This is a genomic window from Methylobacterium sp. CM6247, from assembly GCF_054817925.1.
Map to the genome: position 1 here is coordinate 2,141,661 of NZ_JBTXKX010000003.1, position 23,340 is coordinate 2,165,000.

At 66.0% G+C, this 23,340-nt stretch carries 29 protein-coding genes and 1 other RNA gene (1 of these 30 cut by a window edge); 14 read left to right on the forward strand and 16 right to left on the reverse strand.

Translation table 11 applies throughout. From position 1 onward, the window contains the following. Positions 1–42: 42 nt before the first annotated feature. The 5 genes from ACYQOP_RS10905 to ACYQOP_RS10925 all read right to left on the reverse strand — a co-directional run bounded on the left by ACYQOP_RS10905 (position 43) and on the right by ACYQOP_RS10925 (position 2,365). Positions 43–864, reverse strand: coding sequence for a TIGR00282 family metallophosphoesterase (locus ACYQOP_RS10905; RefSeq protein ID WP_311276248.1), 822 nt, complete (start codon positions 862–864; stop codon positions 43–45). A 9-nt stretch (positions 865–873) separates the two neighbouring features. After that, positions 874–1,461, reverse strand: a complete 588-nt coding sequence (locus ACYQOP_RS10910) for a 5-formyltetrahydrofolate cyclo-ligase (RefSeq protein WP_461222377.1) — start codon at positions 1,459–1,461, stop codon at positions 874–876. Then, positions 1,451–1,608, reverse strand: a non-coding RNA gene (gene ssrS / locus ACYQOP_RS10915) — 6S RNA. The genes ACYQOP_RS10910 and ssrS overlap by 11 nt, the downstream gene beginning before the upstream one ends. Positions 1,609–1,677: 69 nt before the next feature. Next, on the reverse strand, positions 1,678–2,037 hold the full coding sequence (locus ACYQOP_RS10920) for a cell division protein ZapA (protein ID WP_056434337.1): 360 nt from the start codon (positions 2,035–2,037) through the stop codon (positions 1,678–1,680). A gap of 31 nt (positions 2,038–2,068) precedes the next feature. Beyond that, positions 2,069–2,365: a DUF4164 domain-containing protein gene (locus ACYQOP_RS10925; RefSeq protein WP_056434715.1), complete on the reverse strand. Its 297-nt coding sequence runs from the start codon at positions 2,363–2,365 to the stop codon at positions 2,069–2,071. 425 nt (positions 2,366–2,790) lie between these two features. On the opposite strand from ACYQOP_RS10925, the gene gap reads away from it, so the two are divergent. The 7 genes from gap to ACYQOP_RS10960 all read left to right on the forward strand — a co-directional run bounded on the left by gap (position 2,791) and on the right by ACYQOP_RS10960 (position 9,767). Continuing rightward, on the forward strand, positions 2,791–3,798 hold the full coding sequence (gene gap, locus ACYQOP_RS10930; protein ID WP_056434335.1) for a type I glyceraldehyde-3-phosphate dehydrogenase: 1,008 nt from the start codon (positions 2,791–2,793) through the stop codon (positions 3,796–3,798). 85 nt (positions 3,799–3,883) lie between these two features. Continuing rightward, positions 3,884–4,402: a hypothetical protein gene (locus ACYQOP_RS10935; RefSeq protein WP_461222378.1), complete on the forward strand. Its 519-nt coding sequence runs from the start codon at positions 3,884–3,886 to the stop codon at positions 4,400–4,402. A gap of 29 nt (positions 4,403–4,431) precedes the next feature. Beyond that, positions 4,432–5,634: a phosphoglycerate kinase gene (locus tag ACYQOP_RS10940; protein WP_461222379.1), complete on the forward strand. Its 1,203-nt coding sequence runs from the start codon at positions 4,432–4,434 to the stop codon at positions 5,632–5,634. A 291-nt stretch (positions 5,635–5,925) separates the two neighbouring features. Further along, positions 5,926–6,996: a class II fructose-bisphosphate aldolase gene (fba, locus tag ACYQOP_RS10945; RefSeq protein ID WP_461222380.1), complete on the forward strand. Its 1,071-nt coding sequence runs from the start codon at positions 5,926–5,928 to the stop codon at positions 6,994–6,996. 119 nt (positions 6,997–7,115) lie between these two features. Further along, positions 7,116–7,775, forward strand: coding sequence for a thiamine phosphate synthase (locus ACYQOP_RS10950; protein ID WP_461222381.1), 660 nt, complete (start codon positions 7,116–7,118; stop codon positions 7,773–7,775). Beyond that, positions 7,772–8,821, forward strand: coding sequence for a tetratricopeptide repeat protein (locus ACYQOP_RS10955; RefSeq protein WP_461222382.1), 1,050 nt, complete (start codon positions 7,772–7,774; stop codon positions 8,819–8,821). The genes ACYQOP_RS10950 and ACYQOP_RS10955 overlap by 4 nt, the downstream gene beginning before the upstream one ends. Positions 8,822–8,972: 151 nt before the next feature. Continuing rightward, a complete protein-coding gene (locus ACYQOP_RS10960; protein ID WP_461222383.1) occupies positions 8,973–9,767 on the forward strand; it encodes an inositol monophosphatase family protein in 795 nt (264 codons plus the stop codon). Between the two features lie 21 nt (positions 9,768–9,788). Here the strand turns inward: ACYQOP_RS10960 and ACYQOP_RS10965 are convergent, their stop codons facing one another. Further along, complete coding sequence (locus tag ACYQOP_RS10965) at positions 9,789–10,070, reverse strand: type II toxin-antitoxin system RelE/ParE family toxin (protein ID WP_461222384.1); 282 nt, start codon at positions 10,068–10,070, stop codon at positions 9,789–9,791. Further along, a complete protein-coding gene (locus ACYQOP_RS10970; protein ID WP_056434318.1) occupies positions 10,067–10,291 on the reverse strand; it encodes a hypothetical protein in 225 nt (74 codons plus the stop codon). Before ACYQOP_RS10970 ends, ACYQOP_RS10965 begins: the two co-directional genes overlap by 4 nt. A 188-nt stretch (positions 10,292–10,479) precedes the next feature. On the opposite strand from ACYQOP_RS10970, the gene ACYQOP_RS10975 reads away from it, so the two are divergent. Next, the gene (locus ACYQOP_RS10975; RefSeq protein WP_027170828.1) at positions 10,480–11,025 is read left to right on the forward strand and encodes an adenine phosphoribosyltransferase; all 546 of its coding nucleotides are present in this window, start codon (positions 10,480–10,482) and stop codon (positions 11,023–11,025) included. 149 nt (positions 11,026–11,174) lie between these two features. Here the strand turns inward: ACYQOP_RS10975 and purQ are convergent, their stop codons facing one another. The 5 genes from purQ to ACYQOP_RS11000 all read right to left on the reverse strand — a co-directional run bounded on the left by purQ (position 11,175) and on the right by ACYQOP_RS11000 (position 14,628). Then, positions 11,175–11,855, reverse strand: coding sequence for a phosphoribosylformylglycinamidine synthase subunit PurQ (gene purQ, locus ACYQOP_RS10980; RefSeq protein WP_207412279.1), 681 nt, complete (start codon positions 11,853–11,855; stop codon positions 11,175–11,177). Further along, positions 11,855–12,094, reverse strand: coding sequence for a phosphoribosylformylglycinamidine synthase subunit PurS (gene purS, locus ACYQOP_RS10985; protein ID WP_056434316.1), 240 nt, complete (start codon positions 12,092–12,094; stop codon positions 11,855–11,857). The genes purQ and purS overlap by 1 nt, the downstream gene beginning before the upstream one ends. Before the next feature lie 151 nt (positions 12,095–12,245). After that, a complete protein-coding gene (locus ACYQOP_RS10990; protein ID WP_056434314.1) occupies positions 12,246–12,485 on the reverse strand; it encodes a hypothetical protein in 240 nt (79 codons plus the stop codon). A 114-nt stretch (positions 12,486–12,599) separates the two neighbouring features. Then, entirely contained in the window at positions 12,600–13,202 is a 603-nt protein-coding gene (locus tag ACYQOP_RS10995) for an ActR/PrrA/RegA family redox response regulator transcription factor (RefSeq protein WP_056434713.1), read from the reverse strand. Positions 13,203–13,242: 40 nt separating this feature from the next. Beyond that, the gene (locus ACYQOP_RS11000; RefSeq protein ID WP_056434312.1) at positions 13,243–14,628 is read right to left on the reverse strand and encodes an ActS/PrrB/RegB family redox-sensitive histidine kinase; all 1,386 of its coding nucleotides are present in this window, start codon (positions 14,626–14,628) and stop codon (positions 13,243–13,245) included. A 194-nt stretch (positions 14,629–14,822) separates the two neighbouring features. On the opposite strand from ACYQOP_RS11000, the gene ACYQOP_RS11005 reads away from it, so the two are divergent. Both ACYQOP_RS11005 and ACYQOP_RS11010 read left to right on the forward strand, forming a co-directional pair. Beyond that, positions 14,823–16,091 (forward strand): polyhydroxyalkanoate depolymerase, encoded by a 1,269-nt coding sequence (locus tag ACYQOP_RS11005; RefSeq protein WP_461222385.1) that lies wholly within the window; start codon positions 14,823–14,825, stop codon positions 16,089–16,091. 80 nt (positions 16,092–16,171) lie between these two features. Further along, positions 16,172–16,906, forward strand: a complete 735-nt coding sequence (locus ACYQOP_RS11010) for a M48 family metallopeptidase (RefSeq protein WP_461222386.1) — start codon at positions 16,172–16,174, stop codon at positions 16,904–16,906. 333 nt (positions 16,907–17,239) lie between these two features. On the opposite strand, the gene gstA is transcribed toward ACYQOP_RS11010, so the two are convergent. Beyond that, complete coding sequence (gene gstA / locus ACYQOP_RS11015) at positions 17,240–17,857, reverse strand: glutathione transferase GstA (protein ID WP_461222387.1); 618 nt, start codon at positions 17,855–17,857, stop codon at positions 17,240–17,242. A 97-nt stretch (positions 17,858–17,954) separates the two neighbouring features. Between gstA and ACYQOP_RS11020 the strand changes: the two genes are divergently transcribed. Continuing rightward, complete coding sequence (locus tag ACYQOP_RS11020) at positions 17,955–18,821, forward strand: LysR family transcriptional regulator (RefSeq protein ID WP_461222388.1); 867 nt, start codon at positions 17,955–17,957, stop codon at positions 18,819–18,821. A 221-nt stretch (positions 18,822–19,042) separates the two neighbouring features. On the opposite strand, the gene ACYQOP_RS11025 is transcribed toward ACYQOP_RS11020, so the two are convergent. Further along, the gene (locus tag ACYQOP_RS11025) at positions 19,043–19,450 is read right to left on the reverse strand and encodes a hypothetical protein (RefSeq protein ID WP_056434305.1); all 408 of its coding nucleotides are present in this window, start codon (positions 19,448–19,450) and stop codon (positions 19,043–19,045) included. A gap of 296 nt (positions 19,451–19,746) precedes the next feature. Between ACYQOP_RS11025 and ACYQOP_RS11030 the strand changes: the two genes are divergently transcribed. Together ACYQOP_RS11030 and ACYQOP_RS11035 are read left to right on the forward strand one after the other, a co-directional pair. Next, positions 19,747–20,205 carry an invasion associated locus B family protein gene (locus ACYQOP_RS11030; protein ID WP_056434711.1) on the forward strand — a complete coding sequence of 153 codons (459 nt, stop codon included), beginning with the start codon at positions 19,747–19,749 and terminating at the stop codon, positions 20,203–20,205. A gap of 44 nt (positions 20,206–20,249) precedes the next feature. Beyond that, positions 20,250–20,876 carry a hypothetical protein gene (locus ACYQOP_RS11035; protein ID WP_461222389.1) on the forward strand — a complete coding sequence of 209 codons (627 nt, stop codon included), beginning with the start codon at positions 20,250–20,252 and terminating at the stop codon, positions 20,874–20,876. A 91-nt stretch (positions 20,877–20,967) separates the two neighbouring features. On the opposite strand, the gene purC is transcribed toward ACYQOP_RS11035, so the two are convergent. Both purC and nth read right to left on the reverse strand, forming a co-directional pair. Continuing rightward, positions 20,968–21,762 carry a phosphoribosylaminoimidazolesuccinocarboxamide synthase gene (gene purC, locus ACYQOP_RS11040; RefSeq protein WP_026175628.1) on the reverse strand — a complete coding sequence of 265 codons (795 nt, stop codon included), beginning with the start codon at positions 21,760–21,762 and terminating at the stop codon, positions 20,968–20,970. Positions 21,763–22,006: 244 nt separating this feature from the next. Further along, complete coding sequence (gene nth, locus ACYQOP_RS11045; RefSeq protein ID WP_461222390.1) at positions 22,007–22,789, reverse strand: endonuclease III; 783 nt, start codon at positions 22,787–22,789, stop codon at positions 22,007–22,009. A gap of 20 nt (positions 22,790–22,809) precedes the next feature. Between nth and ACYQOP_RS11050 the strand changes: the two genes are divergently transcribed. Next, positions 22,810–23,340 carry the 5' portion of a DUF2244 domain-containing protein gene (locus ACYQOP_RS11050; protein ID WP_207412286.1) on the forward strand. It continues 6 nt past the right edge of the window, so only the first 531 of its 537 coding nucleotides appear in the window; it begins with the start codon at positions 22,810–22,812; the stop codon falls past the right edge of the window.

Sequence of the window (23,340 nt, forward strand, 5' to 3'; positions counted from 1 at the left end):
CTCGATCAAGCCGCCGCGAAACTCATCACCAGCTCAACAGGGTTAATCCCAGGCGCGAGGCCAAGTTTCTTCCAGATGAGGCCCGAGGCGTACTGCCGAGACCATGGTGGCGAGCCCCGTGGCATTGTCGGTCTCGACGGCGATCCCGCATAACGTGCCCTTACCCTGCGCCGCTTCCAGGCGCGTGCCGGGGGTCTTCTGCAGGAAGCGCCGCAGGGGCTCGTCCTTCTGCATGCCGAGGATCGAATCGTAATCGCCGCACATGCCCGCATCGGACAGGTAGGCGGTGCCGCCGGGGAGAATGCGGTGGTCGGCGGTGGGCGTGTGCGTATGGGTGCCGACGACGAGGCTGGCGCGGCCATCGAGGAAGTGGCCGAAAGCCTGCTTCTCGCTGGTGGCCTCGGCATGGACATCGACGATGACGGCGTCCGCCACCTCGCCGAGGGGGCAGGCGGAGAGTTCGCGCTCGGCGGAGGCGAAGGGATCGTCCAGCGCATCCATGTAGATGCGGCCCATGACGTTGAGAACGAGGACGCGGGCGCCGCCCCGCGTCTCCACCACGGTGGCGCCGCGTCCCGGCGTGCCAGGCGGATAGTTCGCCGGGCGGACGAGGCGCGTCTGCCGCTGGATGAAGACGAGGGCTTCGCGCTGGTCGAAGGAATGGTTGCCCAGCGTCACCGCATCGGCGCCCGCCTGGAGGAGTTCGTCGCAGATCGCCTCGGTGATGCCGAAGCCGCCGGCCGCGTTCTCGCCGTTGATGACCACACAATCGAGGCGCCAGCGCTCACGCAGCTTCGGCAGCCGGTCCATCACCGCATTGCGGCCGGGGCGGCCCACCACATCGCCGAGGAAGAGAAGTCGCATGCGTCGCTGTCAGTCCCGGACGAGCGGGACCGGTCCCGCTTCCGTAATGAGGTGGTCGAGGGGTTGGTCGTGCGGCTCGGAGGGCACGTACTCCACCTCCTGCACGGAAAAGGCGATGCCGATCGTCAGGACGGGGCCGTTGCGGGAGAGCCGATCGATGGCCTGATCGTAATAGCCGCGTCCGTAGCCGATGCGGTGCCCGCGCCGGTCGAAGGCGGCGAGCGGAACGATGAGGGCGGTAGGATCGAGGGGGGGCAGGTCGTCGCGCGGTTCGCTGAGACCGAAGGAACCCGGAACCAGCGCCTCACCGGCGCGCCATTCGCGGAAGACGAGGCCCTCCGGCGTCACCTTCGGCAGGGCGACTCGCTGGCCGCGCGCGAACAGCATCCCGATGAGAGGGAGGGGATCGACTTCGCTGCGGATCGCCCAGAAGGCACCGACGATGGGAGCCTGGGCGAGGGGCTCGACCTGCATCACGCTCTCGGCGATCCGTAATCCGCCGACCCGGCGGGTCTCGGGGGCGAGGCCATCGCGGCGGGCGAGGGCATCCTTGCGAAGGGCGGCCTTCAGGGCGGGGAAATCAGAGTGCGGAGCCACGTGAGCCGTTGGAGTTGCGATCCCGGGAAACCTACAGTGTAGGTGGGCGCCGTGTTGGCCAAGTCCAGGGACAGGGCCAGGGACAGCTCCCTGGGGAGTCGATAAGGCCCCGGGGAAAAGTACTCCTGACGAACCCCGCAGCACCGCATCCCTCATGTAGCGTCGGCCGGCCGTGGGCGCCAGGGGGGAGCGCGTGCAATCATGCGCCAGAGGCCCTCATCCCGCCGCCAGCGCGTGAGCCAGACGCTCGATCCGGTCCGCCGCACGGCCGAGCCCGTCCGCGATGCGAGCCTCCTCTTCGGCACGGAGGGAATCCGCACTCTCGACACGGTCCCGGAGGGCCGCCGTCTCTGTCTCGAGGTCTGCGAGACGGCGCTTCAGTTCCGCCAATTCGTCCGCCTGAGTCAGGGCGGCCATGACGTGAAGACGCATGTCGCCGATCTCGCCGAAGGATTTCCGCATCCCAGTCACGCGGGTGTCGAGTTCCGCGGCCAGCGCCGAGAGATGCGCCTCTTCGCCTTCGGCGCAGGCCATCCGGTAGCTCTTGCCGTCGATGGTGACGCTGATCTGAGGCATGTCCGATAGGGTTGGTGTGAGAGAGGCGGGTTTAACGCGCGGCGCGGGGATGGGCCAGCACGCCCTCCACCGCTTCGATCGCCCGGCCGAGGCGGTGGCCGACATCGCTGGTCGTCGCCTCCACCGTGGCGAGGCGGGCGCTGGCAGCGTCGAGCTCCGCCGCGAGGCGCGCCCGGTCCTCCGCCATGATCGCGAGTTCCGTCTCCAGGTCGCCGGGCTCGCGCTCGGCTTCGAGGCGATGGGTCACCGACGCTTCCAGCCGGGTCAGGGCCGTCTCCAGCCGGGCAAGGGCGTGGTCGACGTTCGGCCGCTCGGGCGTCGGGATCATCGTTGTACCTTCCGCCGGGTCATGGATCTGCCCGTCCACTTGTTTCGGAAAATCGGATTTGTAGCCAAATCGCTACCGATACGCGCGCGAAATCGCTGCTTTGCCATCATATGCGGGGAAGGAGAACGAATCGATCAGGCAAAACCTTTGCCAGCGGTTTCCCTCATGTTAGAGACCGCGCGCTCCTCGAACCGACCGTCGGATTGGGAATTCGAGCCCGTGACCCGTTCAATACTCGTTCCCGCATCGGTCCATTCATGGGCGCATGAGGGGTCGAGGACGGGCGATGCGGTTCATCTGACGTTCAACGGTGCACATGACACAGCGACGCCGAATGGCGGCTCCGCCCCTCCGGCCCGCTGTCTCGCTCTTGCTGCTTACGGGTTCCGCGAGGTCGGCGCCCGGTACATAGAAGGATTCACGCCGTGTCGGTGAAGGTTGCCATCAACGGGTTCGGACGCATCGGCCGCAACATCCTGCGCGCCATCCACGAGGCCGGCCGCAAGGATATCGAAGTCGTCGCGATCAACGATCTCGGCCCCGTCGAGACCAATGCCCACCTGCTGCGCTTCGACTCCATCCACGGCCGTTTCAACGCCAAGGTCGAAGTGGATGGCGAGTTCATCGTCGTCGACGGTCAGCGCATCAAGGTCACCGCCGTGCGCAACCCGGCCGAGCTGCCGCACCGCGAGCTCGGCGTCGACATCGCTCTCGAATGCACCGGCATCTTCACCTCGAAGGACAAGGCCAAGGCCCATCTCGATGCCGGCGCCAAGCGCGTCATCGTCTCGGCCCCCGCCGACGGTGCCGACCTGACCGTGGTCTACGGTGTCAACCACGACAAGCTGACCGCCGACCACCTCGTGATCTCGAACGCCTCCTGCACCACCAACTGCCTCGTACCGGTGGCGAAGGTGCTCAACGATCTCGTCGGGATCGAGCGCGGCTTCATGACGACGATCCATTCCTACACCAACGATCAACCCTCCCTCGACCAGATGCACAAGGACCTGTACCGGGCCCGTGCCGCCGCGCTGTCGATGATCCCGACCTCCACGGGCGCTGCCAAGGCCGTCGGCCTCGTCCTGCCGGAGCTGAAGGGCAAGCTCGACGGAACCTCGATCCGCGTGCCGACCCCCAACGTTTCGGCCGTCGACCTCGTGTTCACCGCCAAGCGCCAGACCTCCGTCGAGGAGATCAACAACGCGATCCGCGCCGCGGCCGACGGTCCGCTGAAGGGCGTGCTGGCCTATACCGACCAGCCCAACGTCTCCATCGACTTCAACCACGATCCTCACTCGTCCACGTTCCACCTCGACCAGACCAAGGTGATGGACGGCACGTTCGTGCGTATCCTCTCCTGGTACGACAACGAGTGGGGCTTCTCGAACCGCATGGCGGACACCGCCGTGGCGATGGGAAAGCTGCTCTGAGAGCAGCGCTTCCGGGCGGCCCGTGGGCCGCCCGGGATGCCTCGTGAACGACACCCTTTGATCGACCAGCAATGGTGCGTCCGACATGACCGAGCCTTCGCCGACCCCGTCGACCGGAACCAGCTTCATCCCGGGCGCCAAGAATTCTGAGAGTAAGACGTCCGAGAGCACAGCGGGTGCGGCGCCGTCGCCGGTGCCCGAGACCCAGGCGATCGCCAACCAGCAGGCGGTGCCGCCGGTGGTGGTCGGCAAGGCCGAGCCCCTGGCTCAATCCGCGCCCACCCCATCCTCGCCCGGCAGCGACCAACTCGCTCGCATCGAGGATAAGTGCGCGCGGATCGAGGACAAGTACGCCCGCTCCGAGGCCCTGCTCTCCCGCGTTGAGGAGAAGATCGAGGGGGCGACCACCCGCATGAGCGAGGCGGCGCGCCAATCCGATCTCGCCGCCCTGCGCAGCGAAGTCCGCGCCGTCGCCGACCGCACGCGCCGGCTGCCCGGTTCCGGTGCCCTGGTGCTGACGGCGATCATCACCGCCGTGCTCACCGTGGTGCTGACCATTGCCGCCCAGCGCTTCCATCTCGACGGGCTCATCACCCCGCGCTGATATTTCTCTCGACGACACTGAAGGCCAGGATGACCGCTTTCCGCACCCTCGACGATGCCGGCTCCCTCCAGGCCAAGCGCGTGCTTCTCCGCGTCGACCTGAACGTGCCGATGGAGGGGGAACGCGTCACCGACGCGACCCGCATCGAAAGGATCGTCCCGACGATCCGGGAGATCGCCGATGGCGGCGGGCGCGTGGTGCTCCTGGCGCATTTCGGTCGCCCCAAGGGCAAGCCGGTGGTGGCCGATTCGCTGAAGCAGGTGGTCTCCGCGCTATCCCAGCATCTCGGCCGCCCGGTCGCCTTTGCGGTGGATTGCATCGGGGAGACGGCGTCGTCGGCCGTGTCGGCACTGAAGGATGGCGACGTCCTCCTCCTGGAGAACACCCGCTTCCACACGGGCGAAGAGAAGAACGAGGCCGATTTCGTGGCGGCGCTCGCCGCCAACGGCGACGTCTTCGTCAACGAGGCCTTCTCGGCCGCGCATCGCGCCCATGCCTCGACCGAGGGCCTCGCCCATGTACTGCCGGCCTATGCCGGCCGGCTGATGCAGGCGGAGCTCGACGCCCTGACCAAGGGGCTCGAGTCGCCGACACGGCCGGTCATCGCTCTGGTCGGCGGCGCCAAGGTGTCGTCGAAGATCGATCTCCTGCAGAACCTCGTCGCCAAGGTGGACATGCTCGTCATCGGCGGCGGCATGGCCAACACCTTCCTGCACGCCCAAGGGAAAGCCGTCGGCAAGTCCTTGTGTGAAAAGGATCTCGCCGAGACGGCGCTCCGCATCCTCGACGCCGCCGCAGCCGCCAAGTGCCGCATCATCCTGCCGGTCGACGCGGTGGTCGCGGCCGAGTTCAAAGCCAACGCGGCGCATGAGATCGTGGGCGTCGACGCCGTGTCGGAGACCGGCATGATCCTCGATGCCGGCCCGGCCTCGGTGGCCGAGATCGACGCTGCCATCGACGAGGCTGCGACCCTGGTCTGGAACGGCCCTCTCGGCGCCTTCGAGCTGACCCCCTTCGACGCCGCGACGGTGGCGGCGGCGCGCCACGCGGCCGAACGCACCAAGGCCGGCAAGCTCGTCTCGGTGGCGGGCGGCGGCGACACGGTGGCCGCCCTCAACCATGCCGGCGTCGCCGACGATTTCTCCTACGTATCCACCGCCGGTGGCGCGTTCCTCGAATGGCTGGAAGGCAAGGTCCTGCCCGGCGTCGAGGCCCTGCGCGTCAAGGGGTGACCGGTTCCATCCCAGGTCCCATCACCTCATCCTGAGGCGCCCGCGGCAGCGGGGCTCGAAGGAGGGCTCCGGCATCCTCCGGGCGAACCAGAGGGTTCCTTCGAGGCCTTCGCTCCGCTTCGGCACCTGAGGATGAGGTGTTTGGGGTGGGAATTTGGGATGACGACACAGCGCTCTGTCGCCGAAGGCTTCGGGATGGAGTTGCGACGGACCCGGTAAGGTCCGACAAGGCAGGCATATTTCAGTGGATGGCGGCCTATCGCGTCGGCCCCATCGTTTGAGGAGAGACCAATGGCACGCATCACCCTGAGGCAGCTCCTGGATCACGCCGCCGAATACGAATACGGCGTGCCGGCCTTCAATTTGAACAACATGGAGCAGGGGCTGGCCATCATGGCGGCAGCCGATGCCACCGATTCGCCGGTGATCCTGCAGGCGAGCAAGGGTGCGCGCGCCTATGCCAACGACGTGGTGCTCGCCAAGCTCATCGACGGCCTCGTGGAGATCTATCCCCACATCCCCGTCTGCATGCATCTCGACCACGGCAACAACGAAGCCACCTGCGCCACCGCCATCCAGTACGGCTTCACCTCGGTGATGATGGACGGCTCGCTGAAGGCCGACGGCAAGACCCCCGCCGACTACGCCTACAACGTCGAGATCACCGGCAACGTCACCCGCATGGCCCATTGGGCCGGCGTTTCGGTGGAAGGCGAGCTCGGCGTGCTCGGTTCGCTGGAGAGCGGCCAGGGCGAGGCCGAGGACGGCCACGGCGCCGAGGGCGTGCTGAGCCACGACCAGCTTCTCACCGACCCGGAAGAGGCGGTGAAGTTCGTCTCCGCCACCAAGGTCGACGCGCTCGCCGTCGCCATGGGCACCAGCCACGGTGCCTACAAGTTCACCCGCCAGCCCGATGGCGACGTGCTGGCCATGAACGTGATCGAGGAGATCCACCGCCGCCTGCCGACGACCCACCTCGTCATGCACGGCTCTTCCTCGGTGCCGCAGGACCTGCAGGACATCATCAATTCCTATGGCGGCCAGATGAAGCCGACGTGGGGCGTGCCGGTGGCCGAGATCCAGCGCGGCATCAAGCACGGCGTGCGCAAGATCAACATCGACACCGATAACCGCATGGCCATGACCGGCCAGATCCGGAAAGTGCTCACCGAGAACCCGGCCGAGTTCGACCCGCGCAAGTATCTGAAGCCCGCCATGGACGCGATGACGAAGCTCTGCCGCCAGCGTTTCGAGGCGTTCGGCACCGCCGGCCAGGGCTCGAAGATCCGCCCGATCTCGGTCTCCGAGATGGCCAAGCGTTATGCCAACGGCTCGCTCGACCCGAAGATCGGCGCCGCCTGAGTCGCTGTTTCATGCTTTCGGATCGCATCCGGAACCACGCCGTGACGCGGTGATCTCGCATCGCCTGTCCCCGAGACGCGGAGCCCGCGTCTCGGGATGATGCTGTTAGGACGAGAAGAATGGCCGAACCCCGCACCCGCCTCGCCCTGCTGTCTCCCCACCGGGTGGATTCCGACCGGGCCGATGCCCTCGCCGAAGCGCTGACCGCCGCCTGTGCGGCGGGGGACGTAGCGGCGGTGCTCCTGCGGCTCGCCCCGGCCGACGAGCGCAGCCTCGTGAACCTCGTCAAGCGCCTCGCTCCGGCGGCGCAGTCGACTGGCGCCGCCCTGGTCATCACGGTCTCAGACTTCGCTGGCGACGTGGTCAGCGTGGCCGCGCGGGGTGGGGCGGACGGCGTTCATCTCGACAAGGCGCGCGACGGTGCCCTGCAGGATCTGCGCGAGCGCCTCAGCGACGGTCGTATCCTCGGGGCCGGTGGGCATGAGCAGAAGCACGCGGCCATGGAAGCCGGCGAGGCCGGTGTCGATTACGTGATGTTCGGGGGGATCTACTCGGACGGGATCGCGCCCGATGCCGATACCGTGCGCGAGCGCGCACAATGGTGGGTCGAGATCTTCGAGACACCGTGCATCGCCGTTGCCCATGACCTCGCACAGGTGGATGGGCTCCTGGCGACGGGAGCGGAATTCCTCGGGCTCGAGAGCCATCTGTGGATGGGAGAAGGGGCCGATATCCGCGCCATCCAGGCACAGGTCGCAGCTTCGGAGGCTGATACGTGAGGGCGCTTCGCAAGCTCGCCCTCGCTCTCGCCCTGGCCGAGGCTTGGTCGTCCGCCGCCTTGGCAGAAGCGCCGAAGGTGATGCCGACCGATCCGGCCGTGCCGCAATCCCTGACGTCTCGTCCCAAGGAAACTCTGAAGGGGCAGCTGCGGGACCTCCCGACCCCGTATTCCATCGGCGCGGCTGGCGCCGTGCCACCCCGCTCGAAGACCGAGCCGGATATCGCGTTCGGCGCTTACCAGCGCGGGCAATATACCACCGCCTTCCGCGAGGCGACGAAGCGGATCGCCGCCGACAATAAGGACGCCGCGGCGATGACGCTGCTCGGCGAGCTCTACAACCAGGGCCTCGGGGTCAAGCAGGACCCGGTGAAGGCGGCCGAATGGTATCGTCTGGCCGCCAACCAGGGCGACACCCACGCCATGGCCTCCCTCGGCCTGATGTCGATCGATGGCCGTGGCGGCACGAAGGATCCGAAAGCCGGGCGCCGCTGGCTCGAACAGGCCTCCCTGAAGGGCGACACCACGGCCGCCTACAACCTCGCCTTGATCCTGATCGGGACGGGGACCGAGCCGGACGAGGCCAAGGCCGCCGACTTGTTCCGCAAGGCGGCCGAGGGCGAGATCGGCCCTGCCCAGCACGATCTTGGCGTGCTCTACCTCCAGGGGAGGGGAGTACCGAAGGATCCCAAACAGGCGGCCGAGTGGTTCCGCCGCGCGGCCGATAACGGCGATCTCGCCGGCGAGGTCGAGTTCGCGATCCTGCTGTTCAACGGCATCGGCGTCGAGAAGGACGAGGCCCGCGCGGCCCGCTACTTCCTCCACGCTGCGTCGCGCGGCAACGCCATCGCGCAGAATCGCGTGGCCATCCTCTATGCCCTGGGACGGGGTATCCAAAAGAACCCTGTCGAGGCGGCTGCCTGGAATCTCGCCGCCGCCGCCCAGGGGCGCTCCGATCCGAAGCTCGACGAGACCCTAGCCGGCCTCACCGCCGAGGAGCGCGGCCGCGCCGAGCGCCTGGCCGAGGCACGGATGAAGGTGGAGTAAGCCCGCGCAACGCGGGCAAGTGTCAATTCGGCATCCATGGGAGCCTGCGCGCGTTTCTCTTCTGCCCCGCATCGGCGAGGGGTGAGACGCGCCGCAAACATGCTATGGCCGCGTGAGACCGTTCTTTGAATCGACCCGGACCTTTGCATCGATGATCAGCTCACCCCTCATGACCGTCATGGTCGACGCCGTCCGCAAGGCCGCCCGCGGCCTCAAGCGTGACTATGGCGAGATCGAGAACCTCCAGGTTTCGCGCAAGGGCCCCGGCAACTTCGTCTCTGCCGCCGACCGCAAGGCTGAGGAGGTGCTGCGCGACGCCCTGATGAAGGCGCGTCCCGGCTACGGCCTGATTCTCGAGGAATCGGGAAACATCGAAGGGCAGGACAAGAGCCACACCTGGCATGTCGACCCGCTCGATGGCACCACTAACTTCCTCCACGGCATCCCCCATTTCGCGATCTCGGTGGGTCTCGAACGCGATGGCCAGATCGTCGCTGGCGTTATCTACGATCCGGCCAAGGACGAGCTGTTCGTGGCCGAACGCGGCAAGGGCGCCTATCTCAACAATCGCCGCCTGCGCGTCTCCGGCCGGACCGACATGGCCGACGCCCTCGTGGCCTATGGTTCGCCTTATCTCGGACGCGGCGACCACCCGAAGCTCCTGCGCGAGGTCGCGGCCGTGATGGCGGTGACCGGCGGCGCCCGCCGCTTCGGCTCGGCCGCCCTCGATCTCGCCTACGTCGCCTGCGGTCGCTCGGACCTTTACTGGGAGCGTGACCTCCAAACCTGGGACATCGCGGCCGGCATCATCCTGGTGCGCGAGGCCGGTGGCTTCGTCACCAGCGCGGATGGCGGCGCGGAGCCTCTCGCGGCTCGCTCGGTGGCCGCCGGCAACGAGAGCCTGCACGGCGACCTCGTGAAGATCCTGCGTCGCGCCAACGCCTGAAGGCGCGAAGCCGGGCCTAGGTCATGTGCTCGGGCGCCGGGCTCCGTGTCTGACTGTCAGGATGACGACCGCGTCCGCGCGATCGTCGACCGTGTAGTAGATAAGATAGGGCAAGCGAGGCACTGCGAACCGGCGCACGCGCTTTGGCAGACGCCGCCCCACCTCCGGATAGCGGCCGACGAGGTCGAACGCATCTTCGATGGCCCTACCGACGCTTCGCGCGGCAGCGGGATGCCGTTCATGGATATAATCCGCGATCTCTCGCAGCCTCCGCGTGGCCGTTGCGGAGACGAGGAGCTTCACCGTTCGAAGCTCCGAAAAGCCGCTGAGACTTCTTCGGCCGAGGCGTATTCACCGCGGCCGACCTCCGCCATGGCGTCCAGCACGTCTTGGAGATGGTCCGGGTCGATATCGTCCGCGCCGCCGATCTCCGTCATGCTGATGATGGCCTGTGCAATCGTGTCCTGATCTGCAGGCGGCATCCGCCGGACTGCTTCGACCGCCTTCTCCAGTAAATCCGTCATGTTTCACCTCGCTGGCGCATCATAGTCAGTTCCAACTGTCCACGAGAAGGGGGGCGAGGGCCGGGAACACTGACCGCGATGGCGCCATGCGGCGCCGGGATCGGCGACCGGACGGGTATGCCCCTCTGGTCCCGGGGCACCGCATCTGATCTAAGCCGCGACAGAATTTGCTGAAGAGAGCCACCCAAATGGAAGCCCGCCGCCACTCCGCGCTGAAGGATTCGATCCGCTCGATCCCGGATTACCCGAAGCCCGGCATCGTCTTTCGCGACATCACCACGCTGCTGAGCGACCCGCGCGCATTCCGCCGGGCGGTGGATTCGCTCGTCCACCCTTTCGCGGGCGGGCGGATCGATCAGGTGGCGGGAATCGAGGCGCGGGGCTTCATCCTCGGCGGCGCGGTGGCGCATCAGCTCTCATCGGGCTTCGTGCCGATCCGCAAGAAGGGCAAGCTGCCCCACAAGACCGTCTCCATCGCCTACGCCCTGGAATACGGCACTGACGAGATGGAAATCCACGTGGACGCCATCAAGCCGGGCGACAAGGTGCTGCTGGTGGACGACCTCATCGCCACCGGCGGTACGGCCTGCGCGGCGGTGAACCTGCTGCGCCAGATCGGCGCCGAGGTGGTGGCTGCCTGCTTCGTCATCGACCTCCCCGAGATCGGCGGAGCGCAGAAGCTGCGCGACCTCGACGTTCCGGTGCGGACGCTGATGGAATTCGACGGGCATTGAGTGCGCGCCGCTTCCTTCTCTCTTGTGCGGGAGAAGGCGGCCCGCGCCGGCGGGTCGGATCAGGGGAGTGCCATCTTCGGAAGAAGTCTTCCCCTCTCCCGCCTGCTTCGCAGGCACTCTCTCCCGCAAAGGGGAGAGGGGCTCTCGAACTAAGCCGCGAGGCTCTCGAACAACCCGCGCCCGTCGACCCCGCCGATGAGACCTTCGACGAAGTTCTCCGGGTGGGGCATCATCCCGAGCACGTTGAGCTTTTCGCTGTAGATGCCGGCGATGGAGTTCAGCGAGCCATTGCGGTTGGCATCCACGGTCAGCTCGCCAGCCGCATCGGCATAACGGAAGGCCACGCGGCCTTCGCCTTCGAGCCGGGAGATGGTCTCGGGATCCGCGAAGTAATTACCCTCGCCATGCGCCACGCAGACGTCGATCACCTGTCCCTTGGTATAGGCCGAGGTGAAGCGGGTATCGGCGCGCTCCACCCGCAGCATCTGGCGATGGCAGATGAAGCGCCGGTCGACGTTGCGCATGAGCACACCGGGCAGCAGGCCCGATTCGCATAAAATCTGGAATCCGTTGCAAATGCCGAGCACCAGTCCGCCGCGCGCGGCGTGGTCACGAACGGCGTCCATCGCGGCTGCTCGGCCGGCGATGGCGCCACAGCGGAGATAGTCGCCGTAAGAGAAGCCGCCGGGCAGGACCGCGAGATCGGTTCCGGCGGGAAGCGCCGTATCGGTGTGCCAGACCTTGACCACCTCCGCGCCGGCGAGGCGCAGGGCGCGGGCGACGTCACCGTCGCGGTTGGAGCCGGGAAAGACGACGATCGCGGCGCGCATCAGACGATCTCGATCTCGTAATTCTCGACGACCGTGTTCGCCAGAAGCTTCTCGCAGGCGCTCTTCAGAATCGCTTCGGCGCTGGCAGGATCGGTGTCGGCGATCTCGACATCGAACACCTTGCCCTGGCGGACACCTTCGATCCCTGAAATGCCGAAGGACGAGAGCGCGGCTTCGATCGCCTTGCCCTGAGGGTCGAGCACGCCGGTCTTCAGGGTGACGATGATGCGGGCTTTCATGGGTTCGGACTCGATGCTGTGGCTCGGCCCGTCAGGCGATAGTCGGGAAATGCCGACCATGCAACGCGGCGGGGCCATCGTAGCGGTGGTGCGCAGTCCAGCCCGAGACGCAGAGCGGACCCGAGTTCGAGATGCGACGCGTATCGCCCGATCAGCGGCGTGCCGCGGGCGCGGCGTTGCGAATCGGTTCGATGCTCACCGCCCGGCGCCAGAGCTGCAGCATGATCCAGGCGGCGATCGAACTGAACAGGACCATCAGCACATGGCCAACGGTGTCGCCGAGATCGAACAGACCGGCCAATGCCCAACCGGCAGCGATAGCCACTGCGAAAACTTCGGTGCCCACCAGCACCATCATGCTGACGATCGTGATCAGGTTGCGCGTGTTCACGGGGATACGTCTCCGTCGGCCCCGGTGCAGCGATTGCGGCGGGAGACCGGTGCTTTACAGCGCCGGTCCGGTTCCACGCAACATCACGCCACCGAGCCCGTCGTCGGGGTTGGATCAGCGCGGCGCGCGCTTGGCGAGGATGCGCTGTAGCGTGCGCCGATGCATGTTGAGCCGGCGGGCGGTCTCGGAGACGTTCCGGCCGCACAACTCGTAGACGCGCTGGATATGCTCCCAGCGGACGCGATCCGCCGACATCGGGTTTTCCGGCGGGTCGGCCCGCTCGCCCGGCTGGGCCATCAGCGTGCCATGGATTTCATCCGCATCGGCCGGCTTGGCGAGATAGTCGAACGCGCCGAGTTTCACCGCCGTTACGGCGGTGGCGATGTTGCCGTAGCCGGTCAGGATGACGCCCCGCGCTTCGGGGCGCTTCTCCTTCAGCCGCGCGATCACGTCGAGGCCGTTGCCGTCGCCGAGCCGCATGTCGATGACCGCGAATGCGGGTGCGCGGTTCTCGACGAGCGAGACGCCTTCGGCGACGCTTTCGGCCACCTGCACGTCGTAACCCCGAGCTTCCATCGCCCGCGCCAGGCGGGTCGAGAACGGCCGATCGTCATCCACGATCAGCAGCGAACGGTCGGAAAAAGCCGCCAGCGGATCGGATTCCGAAGTCTGCAGCACATCGGCGGCAGGCGCCGGACTTCCACTCTGCGTCAGCATCTGACGCTCCTCCATTTTCCAAGATCGAATTGTTAGCAACTTATATAGGGGCCGTACTGCGTTCCGTCAGGGGCACCTGAGCGCTCATTTCGGTACCGCGCCTCGGAATCGTGTCACGCTCGAAGATGTGGCGCGCCCAGGATACGCGGACTACGGCTCCGGTTGCTTGGTGCCCGGATACGTTTGAGAGCGTAAGCTGTGCGCCGGAGCGTTCGATCAGTGTCTTTGCAATGAACAATCCAAGGCCGAGGCCGGCGCCGACGCTGTTCCCGCCACGCGTTTTGTCGGGGCTGCGGGTGGTGACATAGGGCTCGCCCGCCCTCAGCAGGATCTCGCTCGAGAAGCCCGGGCCGTCGTCGCTGATCTCCAGGGAGACCCTGTCGAGGGTCCAGCGCGCTTCGATGACGACGCGGCTGGTGGCGAAGTCCACGGCGTTGTCGACGATGTTGGCGAGCCCGAACAGGACCCCCGGATTACGCCGGCAGGCAGGTTCGACCCCGTCGCCCCGGCTGGTGACGTCGAGCGCGATGCCCATGGCGCGCTGGGGCGCCACCAGTTCCTCCACGAGATGGCTCAGCGTGACGGTCTGGAGGATGCCGGCTTCGTCGCCATCGAGGGATGTCAGTTTCGACAGGATACCGCGGCAGCGGTCGACCTGGTCGCGCAGAAGGTTGAGGTCGTCCTTCACGGCGGGGGACGCCGTGGGGGCGAGCTGGCGCGTGAGTTCCTTGGTGACGAGCATGATCGTGCCGAGTGGCGTGCCGAGTTCATGCGCGGCCGCTGCCGCCAACCCGTCGAGCTGCGACAGGTGCTGTTCCCGCGCCAGCACGAGTTCCGTGGCCGCGAGGGCCTGCGCGAGCTGCCGCGTCTCGTCAGCGACCTTCCAAGCATAGACGCCGGTGAAGGCGGTGCCGAGGAGGATCGCCGTCCAAACCCCCGAGACGTAGAGGAAGGGGAGTTCGAGCCGCCCGTCCGCGAACCACGGCAGTGGCCGGTGGATCAGCGCCAGCATGGTGGCGAGACCCACCGCGAGGAGTCCGAGCGCCAGCGTCCGTTCCGGCGGAAGAGCCGTCGCCGAGATCAGCACCGGGGCGAGGAAGAGCAGCGAGAACGGGTTCTGCAAGCCGCCGGTGAGGAAGAGGAGGGCGGCGAGCTGAATGATGTCGAAGGCGAGGAGCAGGGCCGCCGAATCGTCGCTGAGACGGTAGCTCGCCGGAAACCGGATCCGCAGGGCGAGATTCAGCCAGGACGACGCCGCGATGACGAGGAAGCACCAGCCGAAGGGCAGAGGCAGGCCAAGGCCGAATTGCGCCCCGACGACGGCCGCGCTCTGCCCGGTGATCGCGAGCCAGCGCAGGCGCACGAAAGTGTCGAGACGGAGATGCCGGGCATCGCGAACGAAGCCGTTGGTGCTCATGTCGATCATGTCTGCTCAACGATAGTGCTCGGCTGGCGGGAATCCATGGCTCGCCCTCCGATTGCACCCGTCCCTGCGCAATCATGCCCCGCGCGGTCTCACCTCGCACACGCGTCGATCCGAACGTTTCCCGGCGCGCGGCGTTCTCTAGCGCGCCCGGTCGCGAGGGACGACGCGACGCGGGACGACGAGGAGGGGCGGATATGAGCTTGGCCTACACCTGGTATGAGTTCGGGCGGATGATGACGGCGCCGGCCCGTCTCACCGCGGACATGGTCAAGCACAGCCTGCAGAATCCCGCCAACCCGCTCGCCTACTCGCCCTACGCGAAGTCCATGGCCGCCGCTTGCGAGATGTTCGAGCGCGGAACCCGCCGTTATGCCAAGCCGGCCTTCGGCCTCACCGGAACCTGGATCGACGGCGCCAGCGTGTCGGTGAGCGAACGGGTGGTGTGGGAAAAGCCGTTCTGCCGGGTCCTGACCTTCGACCGCTCGTTCGCGCGCGGTCCCTCCGAGCCGCAGCCCAAGCTCCTGATCGTGGCACCGATGTCCGGGCACTACGCCACGCTCCTGCGCGGAACCGTGGAGGCGATGCTCCCCAACCATCAGGTCTTCATCACCGACTGGACGGATGCGCGCCTCGTGCCGATCACCAACGGGCGGTTCGATCTCGACACGTATATCGACTACCTGAAGGAGATCTTCGTCGCTCTCGGGCCGGACCTTCACGTCATGGCCGTCTGTCAGCCGGCGGTGCCGGTGCTCGCTGCCGTGGCACTGATGGAGGCGCAGGGCATCACGCCGGTGCCGCGCTCAATGACCCTTATGGGCGGCCCCATCGATACCCGCCGGTCTCCCACTGCCGTCAATGGCCTGGCGCAGGAACGCGGCACGGAATGGTTCGAGCGCAACTGCATCACCATCGTGCCGCTGACGTATCCGGGCGCCTTGCGGAGCGTCTATCCCGGCTTCTTCCAGCTCGGCGGCTTCATGGCGATGAACCTCGATCGCCACGTCAACGCCCATACCGAGATGTTCGACCATCTCGTGACCGGCGACGGCGATTCCGCCGAGAAACATCGGGAATTCTACGACGAGTATCTCGCGGTGATGGATCTCACGGCCGAGTTCTACCTGCAGACGGTCAAGACCGTCTTCGTGGACCACGCCCTGCCCAAGGGTGAGATGCTCCATCGCGGCGAGCGAGTGGACCTTGCTGCCATCCGGACCTGCGCGATCCTCGCCATCGAGGGCGAGAACGACGATATTTCCGGCGTCGGGCAGACCAAGGCCTCCCTCGACCTGACTCCGAACCTGCCGCCCGAGCGCAAGGCTTATCACCTGCAGGAACGCGTGGGGCATTACGGGGTGTTCAATGGCTCGCGCTATCGCACCATCATCGCGCCGAGGATCGCTTCCTTCATCCGCGACATGCAGGCCCTTCCGGCCATCGAAGAACGCCCGGCAGCGTGATGCGGGCGGGGCGCGCGAAAGTTCTGGACGTGAACCACGCACAGATGGCGGTGGCGGGAGGCTGCCGTTAAGCTGACCCGATGAGAGTCGCCCTGCTGCGCGGGTCCGATCCCGACCATATCGACATCCTCCACGAGGGCGTGAAGTTCCGTGTCGTCCTGCGCCGCCGCCCGACGGCGCGCAGGCTGACATTGCGCGTCTCGAGCGCCACCGGCGAGGTGGTGATGACCTTGCCGGCGCGGACCTCCCTGGCCGTGGCCCGCACTTTCGCGGTGAGCCATGGCGGCTGGATCGCCATGCGGCTCGCCAAGGTTCCGGATCGGGTGGCGTTCGAGGCGGGGGCCGAGCTTCCCTTACGCGGCGTGCCTCATCGCATTCTCCATCGCAGCGAGCGCAGCGGGGTAACGCTCGTGACGGAGGCGGAGAACGGACCTGCGCTCTCCGTGGCGTGCGAAGCTCCTCACCTGCCGCGCCGTGTCAGGGATTTTCTCGAACGGGAGGTGCGCAAGGATCTCGCTCAGTCGGTCTCCCACTATACGGAAAAGCTCGGGCAGGGGCCGAAACGGATCACCGTCCGCGACACCCGCTCGCGCTGGGGATCCTGCACCGCGCGCGGCGAGCTGAACTTCTCATGGCGCTTGATCCTGGCGCCACCCCTGGTGCTCGATTACCTCGTGGCGCACGAGATGGCCCACCTGCGCGAGATGAACCATTCCTCGCGCTTCTGGTCCCTGGTGGGATCCCTGTGCCCGCATGTGGAAGAGGCCGAGCGCTGGCTCAAGCGCAACGGCGCCAGCCTTCATCGCTACGGCTGAGGCGCAACCGGACACCCGTCGGTCCGGAACCGGCATCTGGTACCACCCGCCTCCGCCCCCAATGCGTCTCGAGGCAGTGAAGCACCGTCGGATGCAGGTTCGTATTGGCAAGCCGATGCTTCACCTCGCGGAGACCTTTGGAGCATCATGGATTTTCGAACGTAAAACCGATGAGCGCGTTCGCGAAACCTGTCCGCAAGCGAACGTATGCCATCCCCCCTGCACATCCGGGGCATTGCGGATCCCGTCGGGCGTGCGCCTACCATGCGTGTCCTCGACGAAGCCGTGTTTGGTCCACGAGTACGGGAATCTCATGGAGACAGTTGGCTTGGATCAAGAAACGGACGACAGCTGTGCTTCACGCATTTGAGCTCGGACGACCGATGGTCGCCTCGCGATCCGGCTATGGTAGTCGTCGATCCTCGGCCAACGCATGAGGTCGATCGAAAAGCCCGGCATCCAGCCGAGGACCGTGTAGAGGTAAGCATCCGCGACCGTAAAGCGGTCGCCCAGGAGATATGCCTTCTTGAGCAATGTCGCATCGATCAGATCGAGCCGCCTGAAAAGGCGTGTCTCGAAGGTGCTTCGTACAGGTTTGGGCAGGGTCTGGTTGAACAGGGGCGCAGCACCCGCGTGGATCTCGCTCGTGATGAAGTTGAGCCATTCCTGCAGACGGACCCGTTCCAGCGTTCCGTTCGCCGGCGCGAGACCCAGTTCCGGCCGGAGGTCGGCCAGATACTGAACGATGGCCGGTCCCTCCGTTAGCACCTCCCCATCATCGAGTTCGAGCGCAGCGACATATCCTTTCGGATTGACGGCGAGGAAGTCGCGGCCCTCCGAGGTCCGCTTGGTGCGATTGTCCACCCGCACGAGATCGTAGGACAGATTCAACTCCTGCAATACGATGTGCGGCGAGAACGAGCACGTGCCGGGTGCGAAGAACAGCTTCATAGGATCGCCTGACAAGAAGAGGAACGTACTCGACATTGACGAGCGATTCTGGTGAAGGGAAATTAATTGGAGAGAATGTCACATAAGCTGAGCTACTATGAACCTAACCCAACTCCGCGGCTTCATCGCTGTCGCTGAAACGGGCAGCTTCACAGCGGCAGCGGCCGCCATGGGCATCACCCAATCCGGCCTAAGCCAAGCGCTCGCCGCCCTCGAGGAGGCGCTCGACATGAAGCTTCTCGTGCGGCAGCGGCAAGGGGTCGAGTTGACCGCATTCGGCGAGCGGGCGCTCGAACATGCGCGGGCCGCCTGCGCACATCTCGATGCGATCGGGCGCGAAGCGCGAGAGGCTGCCGGCCAAGAGCATGGATCGCTGCGGATCGCTGCTTTTCCCAGCGTCATCGCGACCGTTTTACCTCCGCTCCTGCGGCGCTTCCACGCGCTACATCCTGGCATCGAGACCGTCATCCTGGAGACCGATGACCGGGAGGTTGAAACGTGGCTAGAGAGTGGCGCCGTCGATCTCGGGGTTGTTCTCAACCCGCCGCGGGACGTCGAAGCGATTCCCCTTGGGGAGGACGCGTGGGTCGGCGTCTTGCCGGCGGCTCATCGTTTCGGACGACATAGCAAACTGTCGCTCGCTACGCTTGTGGCCGAGCCGTTCGTCCTGGCTACGGGTGGGTGCCATCATCATGCGCGCACGCTCGCAGAGCAAGCGGGTCTGTCGCTGGCGGATATTCGGATCGAGGTTAGGGACTGGTCGAGCGCCATCGCCTTCATACGAGAGGGGCTCGGCAGCGGCATCGTGCCGGAATCTACGTTGCCCGAGACACGGAAAGGGTTGAAGGTCGTCCGGCTGGATCCCGCGATCTCCCGGCATTTCGGCTTGCTGGCGACCTCGGCTCGCAAACCATCCCGGCCTGCCGAACTACTAATGGCGCTCGCGCGGCATCGAGCCGTGTGACCGGTTCCATCGGTCTTAGCCTGGCAGGCGCTTCGTGTGACGACTTCCAGAGTGTGTCGCTGTATGACGCGTGCGATCAGCAAACCACGCGTCATGAGCCGCCGCTTTCGCTCCGTACTCATACGACCGCATACGGACGGTAGCTTACTGGCAACCAATCTGGACACGGACTGGCGAGAACCCATCCGAGGCGGACGATGTCCGTCGTCGGGTCTGGGAGGCTACCCGCGAGCGCGCAAGATCCGGCGTCGCTCGACCTGCTCGACCGGCCAGGTCGGGCGGGCGTCGACATCGCCCGGTCGCATGGTGCGAGGGGCGACGCTGTCGCAGACCTCACGCTGGCGCAGGATCGTCGGGTTGCCGAACTCGTCGAGGCGGCGGACATATCCACCATCACGGCAGAAACCGGCGATCTCGGCCGAATTGCTGTTCACGCGGCCGCCCGGCATGCGCCGGATCGGCCGATGCTCGACCACGAGCGGACCGTCGCGGTTGAGGGACCGCTCGACATAGGTGGTCTCGTCCACCGGCAGCGACTGAGCCGCGGCGGAAGTAATGCCGGCGAAAGAGCCGCCGGCCAGACAGGCACTGGAAAGGATCAGGAACGCGGCGGTAGCAGGATATCGCATGGGCTCGGTCCGTTGGAACTGGTGGCTTTACACTCGGAACTAGGGCGTGTTCCCGCGAAACGATAGTCCGTGTTCGTAAACTAGTGGTCACGCTTGACACAGAATAGCCGCGCATGGTCGGAACACCGCTGGTTTCATCCGGTGCCCCTGGCCAGAAGGGGTGAGGCGAGAGGGATCGGCGCGTGGGTTTTCGAGGAATGCTGAGGCGCGCAAGGCGGGTCGCCAAGGGGCGGGCGACCGATGCGGGGCGTCTCGCACGGATCGGCCTCTTTTGCCTGGCTGGATTGGCCGGTGCGATGCTGGCGGGGAGCGACCGCGCCGAGGCGCAGGGCATGGTCCGCAACACATTCGGTGATTGGCAGCTTCGCTGCGAGACGCCGGCGGGGGCGAAGGCCGAGCAATGCGCCCTGGTCCAATATCTGGCGGCTGAGGACAGGCCGAACCTGACCCTCGTCGTCATCGTCCTCAAGACAGCGGACAATCGCGGGTACCTGCTGCGCGTGGTGGCACCGCTCGGCGTGCTGCTGCCCTCGGGCCTCGGGCTGAAGATCGACAAGACGGATGTCGGGCGGGCCGGGTTCGTGCGCTGCCTCACCACTGGCTGCGTCGCCGAGGTGGTCATGGACGAGAACCTCATCAAGCAGTTCAGCGCCGGCGTGCAGGCCACGTTCATCGTGTTCCAGACCCCGGAGGAGGGGGTCGGCATCCCCCTTTCGATGAAGGGCTTCGGCGACGGGTTCACCAGCTTGAAATAGGTCTGTTCCGGCGCCCCGCGCCGGCAATTCAGCGGGATCTGAGGATGCGGACACGCGCGAAAACGGTAGGCATGGCCCTGATGGCGGTCCTCCTGCCCTGGTCAGCCAAGGCCGAGGACGGCAACTGGTTCACCAATATGCTGAAATACGGCGGGACCACAGTCCCGCCGTCGCAGCCGGCCGACCTCGGCGAGGTCTATTGCCCGACGGTCGATGTCGCGGAAAACGGTGCCGCCCTGCGCAGCTATGGCGGCCGGGCCGACGACAATGCGGGCCTGCGCAGCCAGATCACCTTGGGGCGTCTCGCCCGCGAATGCGTGCGGCTGGCCGATGGCTCGGTGAGCGTGAAGGTCGGTGTCGAGGGGCAGGTCCTCCTCGGACCGGCGGGCCGACCGGGTCGGTTCGAGGCCCCGGTCTATTTCACCATCAAGGCCGGGGACCAGATCATAGCGACCAGGGCGCGCAAGGTGTCGGTGTCGATCGGGCCGAATGAGGCGCAGGGGCTGTTCACGGTGATAGAGGAAAATCTCGTGGTCCCGCGCCCCTTGAGCGAGAGCTACGACATCGGCGTCTCGCTTCACGGAGCACCGGGCAAGGTGGCGGTAAAGCGCAAGCGCAAACCCGCGCCGGCTGCCGCCCAGGCCGAGACCAGTCCCGAAGCGGCGCAGTAGCATTCGGCCACGAGCTTCGATCGATCGCGCATGGAAAAAGGGGCCACCGCTCGCGCGGGGCCCCTTTTTCATACCATTCCGGTAGAAGCTTCTACTGAACCAGGCGTGGACCGCCCGACTGAACCTTCTCGTTCTCGGACATGATGCCGAGACGCTTGGCCACTTCCGTGTAAGCCTCGATCAGGCCGCCGAGATCCTTGCGGAACCGGTCCTTGTCGAGCTTGTCCTGGCTCTTGATGTCCCACAGCCGGCACGAATCCGGGGAGATCTCGTCGGCCACGACGATGCGCATCAGGTCGCCTTCCCAGAGGCGGCCGGTCTCGATCTTGAAGTCCACGAGGCGGATGCCGACGCCGAGGAAGAGGCCCGACAGGAAGTCGTTGACGCGGATGGCCAGGGCCATGATGTCGTCGATCTCCTGGGGCGTCGCCCAGCCGAATGCGGTGATGTGCTCTTCCGACACCATCGGGTCGTTGAGCGCGTCGTTCTTGTAGTAGAACTCGATGATCGAACGCGGCAGCTGCGTCCCTTCCTCGAGGCCGAGGCGGGTGGCGAGCGAGCCGGCGGCGACGTTGCGCACCACGACTTCGAGCGGAATGATCTCGACTTCGCGGATCAGCTGCTCGCGCATGTTGAGCCGGCGGATGAAGTGGGTCGGCACGCCGATATCGTTGAGGTGCTGGAAAACGAACTCGGAAATCCGGTTGTTCAGCACGCCCTTGCCGTCGATGACCTCGTGCTTCTGCGCGTTGAAGGCGGTGGCATCATCCTTGAAATGCTGGATGAGCGTTCCCGGCTCGGGTCCTTCGTACAGGACCTTCGCCTTGCCCTCGTAGATGCGACGGCGGCGGTTCATAGGCGTATACCGTGGTTTGAGGAAGTCCATGGCCGTGACTCCTTCGGACAGTCGATGTGCGGAATCCGCGGCGTGGCGGTCTCGATTGAGACCGGGCCGCGAGAACACATCGTTTGTCGAAAGCCTCGACGACCGTGGCGCAAACTACCCGAAGCGGGTTTGCAGTACAACGCGTCCGCCCGCAGCCCGGCCCTGCAGGGCGAGCCGGATGTGTATGGCGGTGGGCGACCACGCAGTCCCGCGAATCCCACGGCCGATGGATGAGCCAAACCCCTCAGGCGACGACGGTCTTGCTGGGATAGCGACAGAGGTCGGCGATGAGGCAGGTCGGGCATTCGGGGCGCCGCGCCTTGCAGACGTAACGTCCGAACAGGATCAGCCAATGATGCGCGTTCAGGCGGAACGGCTCCGGCACGATCGCTTCCAAACCTGCCTGGACCTTGTCGGTCGTCGGCGCGACGACGAGGGGAATGCGATTCGAGACCCGAAAGATGTGGGTGTCGACGGCGATGGTAGGCACTCCGAAGGCGACGTTCATCACCACGCTTGCGGTCTTGGTGCCGACACCCGGTAGGATTTCGAGATGCTCTCGCGAAGCCGGGACCTGCCCGTCATGCTGGTCCACCAGGATGCGGGACAGTGCGATGACGTTCTTCGCCTTGGTGTTGAACAGTCCGATCGTGCGGATGAACGCGCGGACGCGCTCTTCCCCCAATTCCAGCATCGCGGCCGGCGTGTCGGCAATGGCGAAGAGGGGTGCGGTGGCGAGGTTCACGCTTTTGTCGGTGGCCTGGGCCGACAGCACCACCGCGACCAGAAGCGTGAACGGGTTGAGATATTCCAGCTCCGCCCTCGGTTCCGGATTGGCGGCGCGTAGCCGGGCGAAGATCTCGGTGACTGTCGCGGCATCGACAGGGGAGGGGGCCGTCTCAACTTTCGCAATGAGCGGCTCGGTGATGGTCGCGGCGATCTTCTTCCTTGTCCGAGGAGCTCCCGGAGCGGGTGATGTCGTCGCGGTCGCGGACTTCTTTGGGCGCTTCGACTGTCGGCTCTTCATTGGTGGGTTATATGTGTCCCATGGAGAGCGGCAACATGGTTCGCGACACGATCCCATCCCATCCCGACGGGCTCGACCCCAACAGCGTCGACGTCCCGGTTTTCCAGGCCACCATCCGTCCGCACCAATCGCTGAGCCATATCGGCTTCCGCAATGTGATGATCGGATGCGGGGCGGTGTCCCTCGTTACGTCCATCGCCTGCGTTCAAGCCGGATTCTGGCCGGTGGCCGGGTTCTTCGGTCTCGATATGATCGCGCTCTACATGGCGTTGAAGACGAGCCTGAAGCGCGGGCGCTCCTTCGAAGAGGTCATGATTTCGCCGATCGAGGTGATGCTGGCCCGAGTGACCCATCGCGGCGAGCGTCGCGAATGGCGCTTCAATCCCCTGTGGACCAAGCTGACCAAGGTCGAGGATGAGGAATACGGCCTCCAGACCCTGACGCTGGTGTCCCGCCGGGAATACGTGGTGGTAGCACGCGATGCCTCTCCGCCGGTCCGTGAGCGGATCGCCGAGGGACTGACGCGGGCACTGGCGGATGTGAAGAGGGGG

Bases quoted from the DNA above. Each gene is read 5' to 3' on its own strand.
- ACYQOP_RS10960 (WP_461222383.1), top strand. From the start codon at position 8,973: ATGATCAGCTCACCCCTCATGACCGTCATGGTCGACGCCGTCCGCAAG.
- ACYQOP_RS11025 (WP_056434305.1), bottom strand. From the start codon at position 19,450: ATGCGATATCCTGCTACCGCCGCGTTCCTGATCCTTTCCAGTGCCTGT.
- ACYQOP_RS11020 (WP_461222388.1), top strand. From the start codon at position 17,955: ATGAACCTAACCCAACTCCGCGGCTTCATCGCTGTCGCTGAAACGGGC.
- ACYQOP_RS11030 (WP_056434711.1), top strand. From the start codon at position 19,747: ATGCTGGCGGGGAGCGACCGCGCCGAGGCGCAGGGCATGGTCCGCAAC.
- ACYQOP_RS10975 (WP_027170828.1), top strand. From the start codon at position 10,480: ATGGAAGCCCGCCGCCACTCCGCGCTGAAGGATTCGATCCGCTCGATC.
- nth (WP_461222390.1), bottom strand. From the start codon at position 22,789: ATGAAGAGCCGACAGTCGAAGCGCCCAAAGAAGTCCGCGACCGCGACG.
- ACYQOP_RS10920 (WP_056434337.1), bottom strand. From the start codon at position 2,037: ATGCCTCAGATCAGCGTCACCATCGACGGCAAGAGCTACCGGATGGCC.
- ACYQOP_RS10935 (WP_461222378.1), top strand. From the start codon at position 3,884: ATGACCGAGCCTTCGCCGACCCCGTCGACCGGAACCAGCTTCATCCCG.
- ACYQOP_RS11005 (WP_461222385.1), top strand. From the start codon at position 14,823: ATGAGCTTGGCCTACACCTGGTATGAGTTCGGGCGGATGATGACGGCG.
- gstA (WP_461222387.1), bottom strand. From the start codon at position 17,857: ATGAAGCTGTTCTTCGCACCCGGCACGTGCTCGTTCTCGCCGCACATC.
- fba (WP_461222380.1), top strand. From the start codon at position 5,926: ATGGCACGCATCACCCTGAGGCAGCTCCTGGATCACGCCGCCGAATAC.
- ACYQOP_RS10905 (WP_311276248.1), bottom strand. From the start codon at position 864: ATGCGACTTCTCTTCCTCGGCGATGTGGTGGGCCGCCCCGGCCGCAAT.
- ACYQOP_RS10940 (WP_461222379.1), top strand. From the start codon at position 4,432: ATGACCGCTTTCCGCACCCTCGACGATGCCGGCTCCCTCCAGGCCAAG.
- ACYQOP_RS10995 (WP_056434713.1), bottom strand. From the start codon at position 13,202: ATGCTGACGCAGAGTGGAAGTCCGGCGCCTGCCGCCGATGTGCTGCAG.
- purC (WP_026175628.1), bottom strand. From the start codon at position 21,762: ATGGACTTCCTCAAACCACGGTATACGCCTATGAACCGCCGCCGTCGC.
- ACYQOP_RS11010 (WP_461222386.1), top strand. From the start codon at position 16,172: ATGAGAGTCGCCCTGCTGCGCGGGTCCGATCCCGACCATATCGACATC.
- ACYQOP_RS10970 (WP_056434318.1), bottom strand. From the start codon at position 10,291: ATGACGGATTTACTGGAGAAGGCGGTCGAAGCAGTCCGGCGGATGCCG.
- ACYQOP_RS10950 (WP_461222381.1), top strand. From the start codon at position 7,116: ATGGCCGAACCCCGCACCCGCCTCGCCCTGCTGTCTCCCCACCGGGTG.
- ACYQOP_RS10925 (WP_056434715.1), bottom strand. From the start codon at position 2,365: ATGATCCCGACGCCCGAGCGGCCGAACGTCGACCACGCCCTTGCCCGG.
- purQ (WP_207412279.1), bottom strand. From the start codon at position 11,855: ATGCGCGCCGCGATCGTCGTCTTTCCCGGCTCCAACCGCGACGGTGAC.
- ACYQOP_RS11035 (WP_461222389.1), top strand. From the start codon at position 20,250: ATGCGGACACGCGCGAAAACGGTAGGCATGGCCCTGATGGCGGTCCTC.
- purS (WP_056434316.1), bottom strand. From the start codon at position 12,094: ATGAAAGCCCGCATCATCGTCACCCTGAAGACCGGCGTGCTCGACCCT.
- ACYQOP_RS11000 (WP_056434312.1), bottom strand. From the start codon at position 14,628: ATGATCGACATGAGCACCAACGGCTTCGTTCGCGATGCCCGGCATCTC.